A 13,870-nucleotide genomic window follows, 5' to 3' on the forward strand; every position below is an offset into this window, starting at 1 on the left:
CTATGAAAATCGAAAATCAAACAGTCGTAGGATTGACTTACGAACTTAAAGTCAGCAAAGTCGAAGACGAAATTGAATCCGTCCCTTTCAGTGTGGAAGTTCGGGATGAAGAAGATCCTTTTTATTTCATTTTTAGACAAAGCGGCCTTCCTGAAAAATTTGAGGAATACCTAACCGGAAAGCAGGAAGGAGATTCATTTGAGTTTGTTCTAAAAGTAGAAGAAGCTTATGGTGAAGCTGATGATGAATTATTGATCAACTTACCTAAATCCCAATTCACGAAAGAAAGGGGTTTTGAAGACAGCATGCTTCAAGAGGGTGAATTTCTTCCATTGATGGATGAAAATGGGTATCCTATGCAAGCAAAAGTACTGAAGGATTTTGGAGACACCCTTTTGTTAGATTTCAACCACCCTTTGGTTGGCTTTGATCTACATTTTGAAGGAAAGGTCCTGGAAGTTAGAGAAGCAACACCTGAAGAAATGGATCATGGACATGTTCACGGAGAACATGGTGAGGATCATTAATTGAAAAATTCTTATGTCAATCTGAGTAAAGTCGAGTATACTTCGACTTCGCTCAGGGTGACACAAATGATTTTGAAAAACTTTTTTAACTACTTAATTCCAGTTCTTTTTCCGCATCCCAATTCAAATAGACCCTATCGCCTACTTGATATTTTCTTAAAGGATCATCCACCTCCCAAATCATCCCACTTTCCTTTAATCGAATCTGCAGACTATTAAAGTGGACCAAAAACCGAGAATCCACTACATGTCCTAACAACGGCCCTCGGGTTCGCAATTTCACATCACTTGGTCTGAGATAGATATTTTCCTTACCAGGAATGGCATTGATGGGAGAAAACAGTCTAGCCACGTACTGATTTTTGGGGTTTTCACATAGGAATTTAGAATTCCCATGCTGAATGATTTTTCCTTTCTGGAGAATCAATAAATTATCAGTCAACCTCAAAGCATCATCGAGCTCATGCGTCACGAAAATCACGGTGGTTTTCCCCTGTTTGAAACTTTCCGCCAATTCTCCAATCAGTTGATGTGTTTGAATAGTATCAAGAGAAGAGAAAGGCTCATCCAAAAGCAAAACCTCAGGTTCAATCGCCATTGCGGAAGCAATAGCTACTTTTTGCTGCTGTCCGCCTGAAAGTTGACGAGGAAGGCGATCGGCCAACTTCTCCAGCCCAAATTGCTTTAAAAGTGATTTAACACGGTTTTTGGTATAATTTTTCTCGAATAACAAGAGCGGACGAGCGATATTTTCGGCAACCGTACTATTGGGAAATAATTGATAATCCTGATGGATGAGTTTAATTTCGTCATAACCTGCAACTAGCTTTTCAGCAGGATTTAGGATTTTTTGACCTTGAAGAAATACCTCTCCTGAATCCTGTTTTTCTAAACCTGCCAAAATTCGAAGCAAGGTGGATTTTCCAGAGCCACTTTCCCCTACAATGGCTAATTGGCCTCCTTCTTCCAACTCCAATGAAAAATCATGTAATGCGATTTGCTTTTGGTAGGATTTTCTGATCCTGCGTACTGAAAAAAAACTCATGGTCTAATCTCGGCTTGTATTTTTTTAGGCAATGAGTCAAAGATCAATTCATAAGAATGATCTACCAAATCCAAAATCAATTTATCTGGAACATTTCCCTGGACGGAAACTGAATTCCACCATTTTTTATTCATGTGATAGCCTGGCGTAATCCCCGGATACCTTTCTCGAAGCTCCTCTGACTTTTCCGGATCACATTTCAAATTGATAAAATCAAAATTTTCGATGTCGGTGATTCCGAAAATTTTCCCACCTACCCTAAAACAAAGTGTATTGGCATCAAAAGGAGTGTCCTCTGAAGTTCCAGTTTTGGAAAGACAATAATCGCGTAGGTAGGTTAGGGTCATCGGTTTTAGGAATAATTCTTTTTAATCAAGTCAGCCAATTGGTTAAACAAATCTCCTAAACCAATCAATTTTTGAGGTGGAACCGTCATGGAACCAGCGTATCCCATTTCATTGATCAATTCTTGAAAACCTTTGACGATACCTTGATTTTGCATTTGTTCAGGAGCCTGTACACGAATGATGAAAAGTTCGTCCACGCTAGAAATTTCACCATTAGTCACCACTTTAAATTCCTTGGTGATCACACAAATCAAATCAGGAGCAATTGCCAAAGGTGCTGTTTCATCCGAAGAAAAGACGATCAGATTTTCGTTCTGATTGAGGATAGTGTACAATTTGTGCGTTTCGGTATCTGCGATGAGTGTTTTTCCATGATCAAATCCCCCATCTACGTTATCCAACGTATTAAGAACTTTTCCTTTACCAATTAACTCAGCCTGAAGAATATTTACTTGTTGTAGTGTTTGAGGGTCGGTTTCAACTCCATTTTGTAAGTTCTGGACCATTTTTCCCACCATCTGACTCAGCGTGATTGTGCCTGGAATCATAGCCTTTTCAAAAGCAGAAATCGGATTGGAAAACATCCCCAAACTGGCTGAATCCCCAAAATTTTCAATTTCCACGATGGGTCGTAGCATAGCATCCAAAACCCCAGCCCCTTCACAATTCACCAGCACTGACTGGGGTTGATCATTGGTAATGACAGCAGGTGCTACATCCAAATTATTTGAGGCAAAGGTAGTCAGCTCAATCTGAGGCACCGCTCTTCTGGCTCCATCCCCATCCAATACTACCAACTCTGGACAGGCAGCAGCTAGGACAAAGGGAACCATGGTGCTTTCAGGTCCTAATTCAATTGGCAAAACTGCCGTGGTCTTTTTACCTGTATATTTTTCCTGATGATCCGCCAAAAAATCATAAGCTGCTTTGATGGCGATACCTTGATTAGATTCAATCGCGGAAATCGCACCTATATCGCAGATTACCATGGCGAGGCTTGAAGGATCCAAACTCTCATCCGAAGCTTCAACCAAAGGCAGAGAGACGGATGGGTATTGCTTTTTCATTTGATCTAAAAACGCATAGCCTGTCTTAGTCATTCCTCCACCTCCACTCCCCAAAAAAGCAGTCCCTAGAATTATTTGCTCTAAATCTTCAAAGCCTAATTTTCTCATTTTGTGTTTTTTAATTAATAATAAGTATATTTTTAAACAGTTTTTGTGTATTTCTAATAATTAACTTTTGATTAATGGACTGGAAAGTAAACTATGAGGAAGTCTCCTCCGATTTCAAAACAGGGGACGTAGTCCTCATGCATGGGGATTTTCCCATGAGTAAAATGATTCAATTTTTAGAAGGAAGTAAATGGACCCATTCGGGAATGCTCGTTTTGGCAAAAGACATTGGAAAAGAAGGCGTCTGGCCAGATGTTCTTTTTTGGGAGTCCAATAGTTTGACAAATCTTCCCTGCCTGATTACGGGGAAATCAAAAACGGGCCCTATGCTCGTTCCCTTCAAGGAGCGCCTTCAGACCAATATGAATAATTACTACGACAGCATTTTTGCAGTACGTCCGAATACCACTCCTATCGATCAGGATGCGCTAAAAAAACTGGTTGATTTTATGCCTACGGTCATGGATGCGACATTTCCTACTGATCTAAAAATGTGGTATGAAAACATTGAAGGCAGAAAGGAAGGAAAATTCTCAGGCCCGGCTCAAATCTTTTGTAGTGAATTGCTCACTATGACTTTTCAGGCAATGGGTGTTATGTCCAAAAATTGGGTGCCAAATGCTGCCAGACCTAAAGACTACTCTGCAGAGGGAACGATTCCATTCCTGAAAAGAGGTTTTCTGGAACCTGAAATCTATTTAAATATTCCAAAGACAACGAAATAATGCATAGGGGCAGGTTTGCAATCACCCTATTTTTCCCGATTCTGCTTCTGTGGCTTGGCAATTTTGTAAAAGCCGCAGAATTTCCTGCCATCGAAAAAGGGGTATTGGATCTCTCAAAATCAAATACCGACCCAAATGCCATTCTAACCTTGTCTGGTGATTGGGAATTTTTTTTTCAAAGATTCACTGACCAAATCCCCGGTAACGAAACAGGTCAATTCATTCAAGTTCCTGGAAACTGGGATGAAATTTCTCAGTTCAATTCTAATTATTCGGAAGGTTTTGGCACCTACCGACTTCAATTGAAAGGGCTGAATCCAGATCGTATTTATGGTTTAAAAATCCCTACAATTCATAGTGCAAGTCAGATTTGGATTGATGGAAAAATGCTAGCAAGCTTCGGGGATTTAGGACGTGAAAAATCAGAGGAAACTCCTCAAATCGCTGGACAACTTCTCTTTTTTAGCCCTGATAAATCAGAAGCCGAAATATTTATTGAAGTCTCCAATTTTCATTTTTTCCAATCCGGAATTTGGTCTCCTATTTATTTTGGAGAGGAGCATGCAGTAATTTCTTTCGATCGCCAAAGTCGAATGTTTTCCTTTCTATTGGTTGGAGGTTTGATGATTATGGGTGTTTATCACCTGTTTTTGGCCTATATCCAACGGAGTTTTTTGGAAAGTCTCTTTTTTGGCTTAGCCTGTATTTTCCTCGCAATTCGAGAATTGGCAGGACCTGATGCGATTTTGATGGATTTATTTCCTTACCTGAGTCATGGAGTCTTGGTGAGGACGGTTTATTTGTGTTTAGGCTTGGCTTTCACCTTCCAAACCCTCTTTCTCTTTAGGCTTTTTCTTCCGTTTAAAAACCAATGGATTTATAAAGTTCAATATATAATCATGGGCATATTTATCCTTGCGATACTTTTTCTTAATACCCGTGATGGAGCCATCTTTTTCAATTATTTCACCCTTTTCCTAGCTCCACCATTTATCCTGTTCACCTTATACATTGTAGTTCGGGCAGCCATTAAAAAGACCGAGGGCGCCTGGGTGTTTTTGGTGGGGCTTTTATTCTTTTATGGAGCCGCTTCCCACGATTATTTGATTAATTACCAAAGTGAGGGAGTAAACATGAGCTATTGGATGCCTTATGGTTTCTTCTTCTTTATCCTAAGTGAATCTGTAGTACTATCCATTCGATTTAATCGTGCTTTTCTTAATGAAGCCAAGCTATCAACTCAATTAGGACAGACTAATGAATCCCTAAAACGCTTTATCCCAAGAGAGTTTTTGAAGCTCTTGGGGAAAAATGAAATCGTAGATGTCCAATTGGGTGATGCGGTATCCAAAGATATGACCGTGCTTTTTGCGGATGTAAGAAATTTCACCTCGCTTTCAGAAGGATTGAGTAGTAAAGAAACCTTTGAATTTGTCAATCGGCTATTAACCCGCACGGACCCTATCATTCGCAAAAATCAAGGCTTTATAGATAAGTATATTGGAGATGCTGTTATGGCACTTTTTGCAAACAAACCTGATGATGCTATCCAAGCGGCACTCGAACTTCAGCGGGAAGTACAAAACAACAACCTGCTCTCCAATCAAAAAATAGGCATTGGTGTAGGTATTCATTACGGAAACCTCATTTTGGGAACCGTAGGTAGCAAATACCGGATGGATGGAACCGTAATTTCTGATGCGGTGAATACAGCAAGCCGAATTGAGGAACTTACCAAGGTCTATAAATTGGATATTTTGATCTCTGAGGATTTGAAAAATCAGGTAGTTCATCCTGAGAAATTCCATTTTCGATTAATTGACACTTTGAATCTCCGAGGAAAGCGAAGCCAGAATTGTATTTATGAGGTATATGATGATCCAGAAAAATACCCTCCAGGCTTTTTGGATCATTATGAAAAAGGAATGCAATTTTTCCGAAATGTGGACATTAAAGAAGCCAAAGTTCACTTGGATAAAGCGCTAAACCTCAAACCTGATGATGGCCCTTGTCAATATTTTTTAGAAAAATTGGCTGAATACTCCCGAGTGCAGCAAAATCTCGAATAACTAAGAATTAAAAGTCCCTCCATTGATACTCTCAAGCCTTTTGATTTCAAGTAATTGAAAAATTAAGTACCAAAAACCTTGAAGTGATTAAGATCATTTTCATTTGAGAAATATTCGTTTATCTTGAGCCAATTCAGTTTAAATCCCAGTCCATGATAATTGGCCTTTTAAAAGAACCCGAGGGTGAAAATCGGGTGGCACTACTTCCAGAGAGTGCCAAAGCACTCATCCAACTCCAAGTAGAAATCCTTGTCGAAACACATGCCGGAGAAGCTGCATTTGCCTCTGATGCCGACTATGAATCAGTAGGTGCAAAAATCGCCTTACGTAAGGATGCCTTGAAAGCAGACTTAATCCTCAGTATTAATCCACCTACGGAAGAAGAGCAGCAGGAACTTCAGGCAGGACAGGTTTTGGTTTGCCTTTTTCAACCCCTTTCCAATAAGGACTTGGTCGACCGATTCCTGAGCCAGCGATTGACAACTTTCTCCATGGATAATGTACCACGAACAACCAGAGCTCAGGCTATGGATGTGCTTTCTTCCATGGCAACCGTAACTGGTTACAAGGCGGTTTTGCTTGCCGCATCCCATTCCCCAAGATTCTTCCCTATGTTTATGACCGCAGCAGGTAGCATCGTTCCCTCCAAACTTTTGGTCTTGGGAGCTGGTGTAGCAGGATTGCAAGCTATTGCAACTGCCCGCAGACTAGGTGCAGTGGTGGAAGCTTTCGACGTTCGGGCAGCAGCTGAAGAAGAAGTAAAAAGCTTAGGCGCCAAATTTGTCAAAGTCGAAGGAGCAAAAGATGAAGCAAGCGCAGGAGGATATGCAGTCGAGCAAAGCGAAGAGTATAAAGCGAAACAACAAGCATTGATTCAGGAGCACGCCAAAAAATCAAACATTATCATTTGTACAGCTCAGATTCCAGGTAGAAAAGCGCCCGTTCTTATCACCAAAGAAACCGTGGAATCAATGGCTCCAGGCTCAGTGATTGTGGATCTGGCAGCTTCGACGGGAGGAAATTGCGAACTAACCGAAAACAATCAAATCACTCACATTCATGGTGTAACCATTATAGGAGACTCCAATCTTTCCTCCAGCATGCCAATGGACGCCAGCAAAATGTATGGCAAAAACATGGTCAATTTCCTAAAACTCCTGATTGACAAGGAAGGAAATCTTCTCTTGAACTGGGAGGATGACATTGTACAAAACACTTGCGTTACTCATGACGGAGCCATCCGAAGTGAACGCGTCAAAAATATCTTATACCCATCCGAAACCAAAGCCTAATTATGGAAGAAATTCTTAGCCTATTTTATGAGAATAGGGAATTCATATTCCTGATCATCGTATCCATATTCCTCGGGATTGAGGTGATTTCCAATGTTCCTGCCGTATTGCATACTCCTTTAATGTCCGGTGCTAATGCCATTCATGGAGTGGTAATCATTGGATCAATTATCATTATGCTACAAGCAGACCCTGGCAATTACTACGCCTTGGTTTTAGGTTTTCTAGCTGTAATTCTTGGAACCTTAAATGTGGTTGGCGGATTTGTGGTCACCAACCGGATGTTGGAAATGTTTAAGAAAAAATCGAAGTAAGCATGGATACTAAATTACTCGGACTTAGCCTTCTAGAGCTTTCCTACATAGCTGCTTCGGTGACTTTTATTTTGGGCTTGAAAATGCTTTCCAGCCCTGATAAAGCTAGAAAGGGAAATCTTATTGCTGGATATGGAATGGGATTGGCCATCGCGGCCACCATATTATTTAAAGAAGAATTCAGCCCTGACAAATGGTTGAATTACACCTTGATTCTCGCGGGATTGATAATTGGAACTGTCATTGGAGTCCGCATGGCACTCAAAGTAAAAATGACAGCCATGCCACAAATGGTTTCCTTTTTCAATGGCATGGGGGGAGCCTGTGCCGGTGTAATCTCGCTTGTAGAATTTGATCACCTTCGTCATGGAGGAGATGTTTCTACCGGAATGCTGATCGTTATCTTATTAGGACTTATCATTGGCTCTGTTTCGTTCTCAGGCTCCATGATTGCCTATGGCAAACTGGAGGGAAAAATTGCTGACAAAGCACTTCCTGCGGGACAAATCATCAATATTTTGCTATTGATCGCCATCTTTGGATTAGCTGGATTTTTGGCTATTTCCGGAAACTTGAGCATGCCTATGCTTTACGGCTTGCTTGCACTTTCATTGCTATATGGAGTATTATTTGTGATGCCTATTGGAGGAGCAGATATGCCAGTGGTGATCTCCCTCCTGAACAGCTTCACGGGTATGGCAGCTGCATTTGGCGGTTTCCTTTATGGAAATCAGGCCATGTTAACAGGTGGTATTTTGGTTGGTTCGGCCGGTACTATCTTGACCGTTTTGATGTGTACCGCCATGAATCGCTCCCTTACCAATGTGATCATTGGCTCTTTCGGAGGAGGAAATGCTGCTTCCGCTAAATCAGGAGAACAAGGAACGATCAAAGAAATTAGCGTGACCGATGCTGCAATTCTGTTAGCTTATGCGAATAAAGTAAGTGTGGTTCCGGGATATGGTTTGGCTGTTGCGCAAGCACAACATACCGTTCATAATTTGGAAAAACTATTGGAAGACAAGGGTGTAGAATTGACCTACGCCATCCATCCAGTTGCTGGTCGAATGCCTGGGCACATGAATGTGCTTTTGGCAGAAGCAGATGTTCCTTATCCAAAATTATTAGAAATGGAGGATGCCAATGAAGCAATGGCAAATACCGATGTGGTATTGGTTATTGGGGCAAATGACGTCGTCAACCCAGCAGCTGAAAATGATCCTTCCAGCCCAATTTATGGAATGCCAGTGGTGAAGGTTTGGAATGCTAAAAACATTATTGTCTTGAAACGCTCCATGGGAAAAGGTTACGCAGGAATCGAAAACGAGCTTTTCTTCCATCCTAAAAATCGAATGCTTTTCGGAGATGCAAAGGATTCATTAGAAAAGCTTATTGCTGAATTGAAAAATCTTTAAAAACAAAAAAGAGCCGATCCATTGAAATAGATCGGCTCTTCTTTTTGACTGTTGAATTTACTTTTTCCAAGCTTTTATCAGGCCTGGCAACATCACCAAAGAAATAATCAAAAGACCAAAGGATTCACGACCTTCCTCCATTTCGGGAGTTTTCATCGTCAAATCTCCTTGCTCTATTTCCTGACTTATCCAACTTGGAACAGAGTCAGGCCAATAATAAATCGCGCCTATCACACAGGCAACAACTACAATGGTCAATGGGTATTTGGGAAAAATCCCTTTGATTCCTCTCAAACAAAAAATGAATGCAACCGCATAAATGCTTACCCAGATTTCAGGGTCAGGATCATTGAATTGCCAGTAAGCAAATAAGACAAAAACCAAAGCCCAAAATCCGTAGAAGTATTTCCAGAAATTCATAAAATCAAATTTAAATCAATGTTTTGGTAGCGGGAACACAACCGGAGAATCCTCCCGCAGCTACTTTGTATCCATGGTAATTAACCATTACTTCCCGAACGGTAGTAAAGCCATAAATTGTTCGGGACTTCATGATATCAAAGAATTTATTCTCATTCTCATTATCTGAATTTGCTAATCCCAAAAGCAATTCTTCCCGTCGAGCCTGATCTGCATCCAGGAAGTCCGTTTTTCCTAATTGATCCAACTGATTTTTGATCAAATCCTGATCTTCTTTTTCATAGCAATGCTCAATGAAGCGGAGAAGAAACTTATCTGTGCCTGTACTCAAAGCTCCTATTGGTTTGGCATCAGGATTAGGCAAAACTGGAGGAAGTCCTTCAGGAATGATGGTATCTGCAATAGCCGAAATAAGTTTTTCCTGCTTCAAAGTAAAAAAACCTTTGTGAGTCAACTGATCTACCAATTGCCACTTCCAGTCGGCTAAGACCAATCCGGCTATCCCTATTCCTCCTGCCCCGAGTATTTTGAGTGATTTTCTTCGATCCATCGTTCTAGATTGTTTCCGTTGAATTTAAGGGATTTGAGGCGAAGGACAAATAGTCATTCGTGTAAATTCGAAATGTCTTAGCGATCCTGGTAGTTGAGGCTAAAGCCGATTGAAAGGTAGGTTCGCAGCTTTTTATCAGTAGAATTCGACCCCAATCCTAAGGTAATCGGACCAAGAATTGACTGATAAGAAATGTCTGCCCCATATCCTAAAAGCGTATTCTGAGTAAAGGTATCCCGTCCAAGAACTTCTTCAATTGGAACTTGATCTGAGTATCCCAGCCAATTTATTCCACCTCTCAGGAATAATTTTTTAATAGGGATGACTTGTAATTCCAACCCCATTTTTCCAAAGTTTTGAGCTGTAATTTCGGCATAATTTAGACCCCAAAATCGATTATCAATAAATCGAACCATTTGGTATCCTCCTATGAAAAAATTCCTGAAAGATTCACTTGATTGATTAGAAAGCGTAAGCCCTCCACCGATAAATGGTTTCAATTGGAACGACTGAGAAATTGGAATCAATTTGGAATATCTTCCAAGTATGGTCAAGTAAGAATCTGGAGTTAAATCACTTACCAATTGATCTAATTGATCTTTTGTAAGAGGGAGTTGAATAGAACCAGCATCCAAATAAATCGTATCCACCCCCTTTTCCAGATTAATCTTTAGCCAGGTTTTGAATCGATATTCAGCTTCCAAGAGACCTTCGGCTCCACGAGTAGGGAAGTTTCTATCATCCTGAGAATTACGATAATATCTAGCTCTGGCACTTACGTAATTATCAATCCCATTTTTCACTCCATCAGGAAGAATTTGATCAAACTGAATTTTGGACTCACTCAAATCGGAAATTAAGCCAATGTAAAATGCCTCTTTTAATGAATTGGTGGTGATCAGTTGTAATTCAGTGCGATGGGTATTAAAAATATTTATTCGGGATAATTCTCCTTCATCGTAGCCCGGAAACTCCTGCTTGAGAAAATTGTATCTAAAGTTTAGAGCTACCTTTTTTTCTGAGCCTAAATACTTGTAATGATCAATTCGAAACTTTGGGTTTTTAGAAATATCAGCCACCAAAACAGTTCTAGAGGATTTACCAATCCAATTTCGAATTGTCCAGTTGGCTAAAAGTCCTACTGAGAAAATATTGTCATAATGAAGAGCTGTTGAAAAAGTCGTTTTAGGTTTTTCAATCGTCCGAATACTCAGGTCAAACGCATTTTCCTCAGTGGGATTTAATGAATAATCAACCTTGTAGAATCCATTTACACCGAAAATATTTCGAACCCCCTCCTGCAAGTCATCCCTATCAACAGTTTGGCCAGGAACAACGCCCAACTTGGATTCGATAAAATCATCTGAAAAAAGTCGGTTTCCTCTTACATCAACTGAATGGATTTTTAATTCTGGAGAAACTGGGCTTTCAATCTTCGTGAGATTTTTAACTCCTAGACTATCTGCCGTTCTTTTGAATTGCTCGAAAAATTCTTTCCCAACACTTTCTCCCAATTTCAGGATCGCATCATATTCTCCAAAACTTCCGGTAGAGTAAGGTCCCAAATCCGGCTTGATATAAATATCTGTATCCTCAATATTGACACTGGTTTTTCGAAGGGATTCAGCCATTGCTATCTGCATCAAAATACCTCCGAAACCTCCTAACTCTTCGATTTCCAAAAAGTCTTCATCAGACACGTTCACTCCGATCACGAAATCTGCCCCCATCAAGCGAACAATATCTACAGGAAAATTATTGACTACTCCACCATCTACTACCAGGGTAGAATCCAGATTAAAAGCGGTGAAAGCTGTAGGAATCGCAATACTTGAGCGTATGGCATCATGCAAATAGCCTTTATCAAACACTACTGGTTCTCCTGTCCTAACATCTGTTGCGATGCATCGAAAAGGGATAGGAAACTCGTCAAAATCCTTGAATTGGGAAGCGGGGAATGTGTAATAATGCAATATTTCCGAAAGAACCTGTCCATGAATCAATCCGGAAGGTAAGGCCAGTTTTCCTTGATTGAAGGGAACTTCTAAAAGGTAGCGATTATAATATTCCTTTTCTTCGAAAGCAATATCCTTAAAATCCACCCGATTGGAAACGACCAAATCCCAATTGGTAGAACGGATTATTTTTTCCAGATCATCAGCGCTGTAGCCGATTGCATACAGGCCTCCTATGACAGAACCCATACTAGTACCAACAATATAATCTGGACGTAGACCGGCCTCTTCCATCGCCTTAATTATTCCCACATGGGCAATGCCTTTTGCCCCACCTCCACTTAGGACCAAACCAATACGGGCAGGCTTCTCGGAAGAAACCTGCCCAATTAGATAATGGCTACTTAAGAAAAGTAAAAGAAAGGAAAGAAAAACTTGGTACCGAAAGAAGGCCATAGTAATATGTTATTTTCTATAATCTAAAGGAGCCTCTCTGTCACCTACCAAGGATTCATATTTGAAATTAGCACCTCTTCTTCGATCCAATTCTGCCTTAGCATCTTCAGCAAGCTTAGGGTTATTGAAAACGTCCAAAGCTGTCAAGGCCAAGGTTTTTGCAGCTACCATCATCCCTTTGATCCCAATACTAGTTCCACCTGCTGCCACTGCCTGCCAGGTGTGGGCACTTGTTCCAGGAACCCAAGTCGCAGTTCCTAATCCTGCGGTTGGAACCAACCAACTCACATCTCCTACGTCTGTAGAACCTCCAGTTCCTTTTTCCTGTACTTTGAATGGTTCAATCTTTGCTGCCTCTTCTGAAGGATTAAGAGATAATTCCGGATAGCTTTTAATCAATTCTTCGGCAAATTTATTTTCCTCTTCATTGTAAATCACTCCACCAACCTGCTCAAGATTTTTTTGCATCACCCGTGCAAGGGTTTCATTTGGAAGCAAATTATACACACCGTTGATAATTTCATATTCCATAGTGGTCTGAGTCCCCATTGCAGCGCCTTCGGCAGCTTTCACCATGCGATCAAAAATAGTCTTTACGACTGCCACATCAGGATGTCTCACATAATGATAAGACTCAGCAAATGCCGGCACCACATTGGGAGCTTCACCACCTCGAGTAATCACATAGTGCATTCGGGTCTCCTGAGGAACATGCTCCCGCATCAGGTTAACCATGAAATTCATAGCCTCTACCCCATCCAATGCTGATTTTCCTCGCTCAGGGGCTGCAGCTGCATGAGAGGCAACTCCGTAAAAACGAAACTTGGTAGAAATATTTGCCAAGGAAGAATTTGCTCCCGCATTGTTCTTTGATCCAGGATGCCAATGCAACATCACATCCACATCATCCATTAAACCAGCTCGGGCCATGTAAACTTTACCTCCCCCGCCTTCTTCAGCTGGCGTCCCGTAAACTCTAATTGTTCCTTGAGCACCGTTGGAAATCATCCAATCTTTCACAGCGATACCCGCAGCCACAGAGGCAGTTCCAAATAAATGGTGTCCACATGCATGTCCAGCCCCGCCTTCTACCACAGCCTCACGAAAAGGTGATGCCTGCTGTGAGACGCCAGGCAAGGCATCAAATTCAGCCATAATGCCAATCACGGGATATCCTGATCCATATTCCGCAACAAAAGCAGTTGGAATATCTGCGACGCCAGCTTTCACCGAGAAACCGGCATCTGAAAGTGTTTTTTGAAGTAATGCAGAACTTTCGCTTTCCAGGTAACCCAATTCAGGGTTGGACCAGATTTGAAGAGCGATTTTAGAATATTCCTCGGTTTTAGAATCCAAGTCATCGATGACTGATTTTTCCTGAGCTTTCAGCCCTAAGGCCAGAAAACAAAAGAAAAGAATGAATAGCTTTTTCATAGTAAGGTGATTGTATTGATTAACTGTCTCCAATTTTTTGAAAATTAGAAGGAAAGTATCAGAGACCCAAAATTTCAATGAAAATTTGGACTGAAACCAATCTCATAAAATAATATTTTTTCTATATGGATTTAATCTAAATTTTA

13 protein-coding genes are annotated in these 13,870 nt (G+C 40.8%); 6 read left to right on the forward strand and 7 right to left on the reverse strand.

Translation table 11 applies throughout. The annotated features are described in order from the left end of the window. Positions 1–2 precede the first annotated feature (2 nt). Positions 3–527 carry an FKBP-type peptidyl-prolyl cis-trans isomerase gene (locus NY014_RS07850; protein ID WP_259414005.1) on the forward strand — a complete coding sequence of 175 codons (525 nt, stop codon included), beginning with the start codon at positions 3–5 and terminating at the stop codon, positions 525–527. Positions 528–612: 85 nt separating this feature from the next. Here the strand turns inward: NY014_RS07850 and NY014_RS07855 are convergent, their stop codons facing one another. Genes NY014_RS07855 through NY014_RS07865 form a run of 3 tightly spaced genes read right to left on the reverse strand, consistent with a single transcriptional unit; the run spans position 613 to position 3,094 of the window. Further along, a complete protein-coding gene (locus NY014_RS07855) occupies positions 613–1,572 on the reverse strand; it encodes an ABC transporter ATP-binding protein (protein ID WP_259414006.1) in 960 nt (319 codons plus the stop codon). Beyond that, positions 1,569–1,919 carry an MmcQ/YjbR family DNA-binding protein gene (locus tag NY014_RS07860; RefSeq protein WP_259414008.1) on the reverse strand — a complete coding sequence of 117 codons (351 nt, stop codon included), beginning with the start codon at positions 1,917–1,919 and terminating at the stop codon, positions 1,569–1,571. The genes NY014_RS07855 and NY014_RS07860 overlap by 4 nt, the downstream gene beginning before the upstream one ends. Before the next feature lie 5 nt (positions 1,920–1,924). Continuing rightward, positions 1,925–3,094 (reverse strand): DUF917 domain-containing protein, encoded by a 1,170-nt coding sequence (locus NY014_RS07865; RefSeq protein ID WP_259414009.1) that lies wholly within the window; start codon positions 3,092–3,094, stop codon positions 1,925–1,927. Between the two features lie 74 nt (positions 3,095–3,168). Between NY014_RS07865 and NY014_RS07870 the strand changes: the two genes are divergently transcribed. From NY014_RS07870 to NY014_RS07890, 5 genes are all read left to right on the forward strand, one after another. After that, entirely contained in the window at positions 3,169–3,819 is a 651-nt protein-coding gene (locus NY014_RS07870; protein WP_259414010.1) for a hypothetical protein, read from the forward strand. After that, positions 3,819–5,888 carry an adenylate/guanylate cyclase domain-containing protein gene (locus NY014_RS07875; protein ID WP_259414011.1) on the forward strand — a complete coding sequence of 690 codons (2,070 nt, stop codon included), beginning with the start codon at positions 3,819–3,821 and terminating at the stop codon, positions 5,886–5,888. Before NY014_RS07870 ends, NY014_RS07875 begins: the two co-directional genes overlap by 1 nt. Positions 5,889–6,040: 152 nt before the next feature. Continuing rightward, positions 6,041–7,180 carry a Re/Si-specific NAD(P)(+) transhydrogenase subunit alpha gene (locus NY014_RS07880; protein ID WP_259414012.1) on the forward strand — a complete coding sequence of 380 codons (1,140 nt, stop codon included), beginning with the start codon at positions 6,041–6,043 and terminating at the stop codon, positions 7,178–7,180. Positions 7,181–7,182: 2 nt separating this feature from the next. Beyond that, entirely contained in the window at positions 7,183–7,494 is a 312-nt protein-coding gene (locus NY014_RS07885; RefSeq protein WP_135074223.1) for an NAD(P) transhydrogenase subunit alpha part 2, read from the forward strand. A gap of 2 nt (positions 7,495–7,496) precedes the next feature. Beyond that, complete coding sequence (locus NY014_RS07890) at positions 7,497–8,909, forward strand: NAD(P)(+) transhydrogenase (Re/Si-specific) subunit beta (RefSeq protein ID WP_259414013.1); 1,413 nt, start codon at positions 7,497–7,499, stop codon at positions 8,907–8,909. Positions 8,910–8,966: 57 nt separating this feature from the next. On the opposite strand, the gene NY014_RS07895 is transcribed toward NY014_RS07890, so the two are convergent. From NY014_RS07895 to NY014_RS07910, 4 genes are all read right to left on the reverse strand, one after another. Then, positions 8,967–9,329, reverse strand: coding sequence for a transmembrane 220 family protein (locus NY014_RS07895; protein ID WP_259414015.1), 363 nt, complete (start codon positions 9,327–9,329; stop codon positions 8,967–8,969). 10 nt (positions 9,330–9,339) lie between these two features. Then, positions 9,340–9,879 (reverse strand): gluconate 2-dehydrogenase subunit 3 family protein, encoded by a 540-nt coding sequence (locus tag NY014_RS07900; RefSeq protein WP_259414016.1) that lies wholly within the window; start codon positions 9,877–9,879, stop codon positions 9,340–9,342. 77 nt (positions 9,880–9,956) lie between these two features. Beyond that, positions 9,957–12,290 carry a patatin-like phospholipase family protein gene (locus NY014_RS07905; protein WP_259414018.1) on the reverse strand — a complete coding sequence of 778 codons (2,334 nt, stop codon included), beginning with the start codon at positions 12,288–12,290 and terminating at the stop codon, positions 9,957–9,959. A gap of 9 nt (positions 12,291–12,299) precedes the next feature. Further along, complete coding sequence (locus NY014_RS07910; RefSeq protein WP_259414020.1) at positions 12,300–13,724, reverse strand: amidohydrolase; 1,425 nt, start codon at positions 13,722–13,724, stop codon at positions 12,300–12,302. Positions 13,725–13,870: the final 146 nt, after the last annotated feature.

Source organism: Algoriphagus limi (genome assembly GCF_024919275.1).
Lineage (GTDB): Bacteria > Bacteroidota > Bacteroidia > Cytophagales > Cyclobacteriaceae > Algoriphagus > Algoriphagus limi.

Bases quoted from the DNA above. Each gene is read 5' to 3' on its own strand.
- NY014_RS07850 (WP_259414005.1), top strand. From the start codon at position 3: ATGAAAATCGAAAATCAAACAGTCGTAGGATTGACTTACGAACTTAAA.
- NY014_RS07855 (WP_259414006.1), bottom strand. From the start codon at position 1,572: ATGAGTTTTTTTTCAGTACGCAGGATCAGAAAATCCTACCAAAAGCAA.
- NY014_RS07860 (WP_259414008.1), bottom strand. From the start codon at position 1,919: ATGACCCTAACCTACCTACGCGATTATTGTCTTTCCAAAACTGGAACT.
- NY014_RS07865 (WP_259414009.1), bottom strand. From the start codon at position 3,094: ATGAGAAAATTAGGCTTTGAAGATTTAGAGCAAATAATTCTAGGGACT.
- NY014_RS07870 (WP_259414010.1), top strand. From the start codon at position 3,169: ATGGACTGGAAAGTAAACTATGAGGAAGTCTCCTCCGATTTCAAAACA.
- NY014_RS07875 (WP_259414011.1), top strand. From the start codon at position 3,819: ATGCATAGGGGCAGGTTTGCAATCACCCTATTTTTCCCGATTCTGCTT.
- NY014_RS07880 (WP_259414012.1), top strand. From the start codon at position 6,041: ATGATAATTGGCCTTTTAAAAGAACCCGAGGGTGAAAATCGGGTGGCA.
- NY014_RS07885 (WP_135074223.1), top strand. From the start codon at position 7,183: ATGGAAGAAATTCTTAGCCTATTTTATGAGAATAGGGAATTCATATTC.
- NY014_RS07890 (WP_259414013.1), top strand. From the start codon at position 7,497: ATGGATACTAAATTACTCGGACTTAGCCTTCTAGAGCTTTCCTACATA.
- NY014_RS07895 (WP_259414015.1), bottom strand. From the start codon at position 9,329: ATGAATTTCTGGAAATACTTCTACGGATTTTGGGCTTTGGTTTTTGTC.
- NY014_RS07900 (WP_259414016.1), bottom strand. From the start codon at position 9,879: ATGGATCGAAGAAAATCACTCAAAATACTCGGGGCAGGAGGAATAGGG.
- NY014_RS07905 (WP_259414018.1), bottom strand. From the start codon at position 12,290: ATGGCCTTCTTTCGGTACCAAGTTTTTCTTTCCTTTCTTTTACTTTTC.
- NY014_RS07910 (WP_259414020.1), bottom strand. From the start codon at position 13,724: ATGAAAAAGCTATTCATTCTTTTCTTTTGTTTTCTGGCCTTAGGGCTG.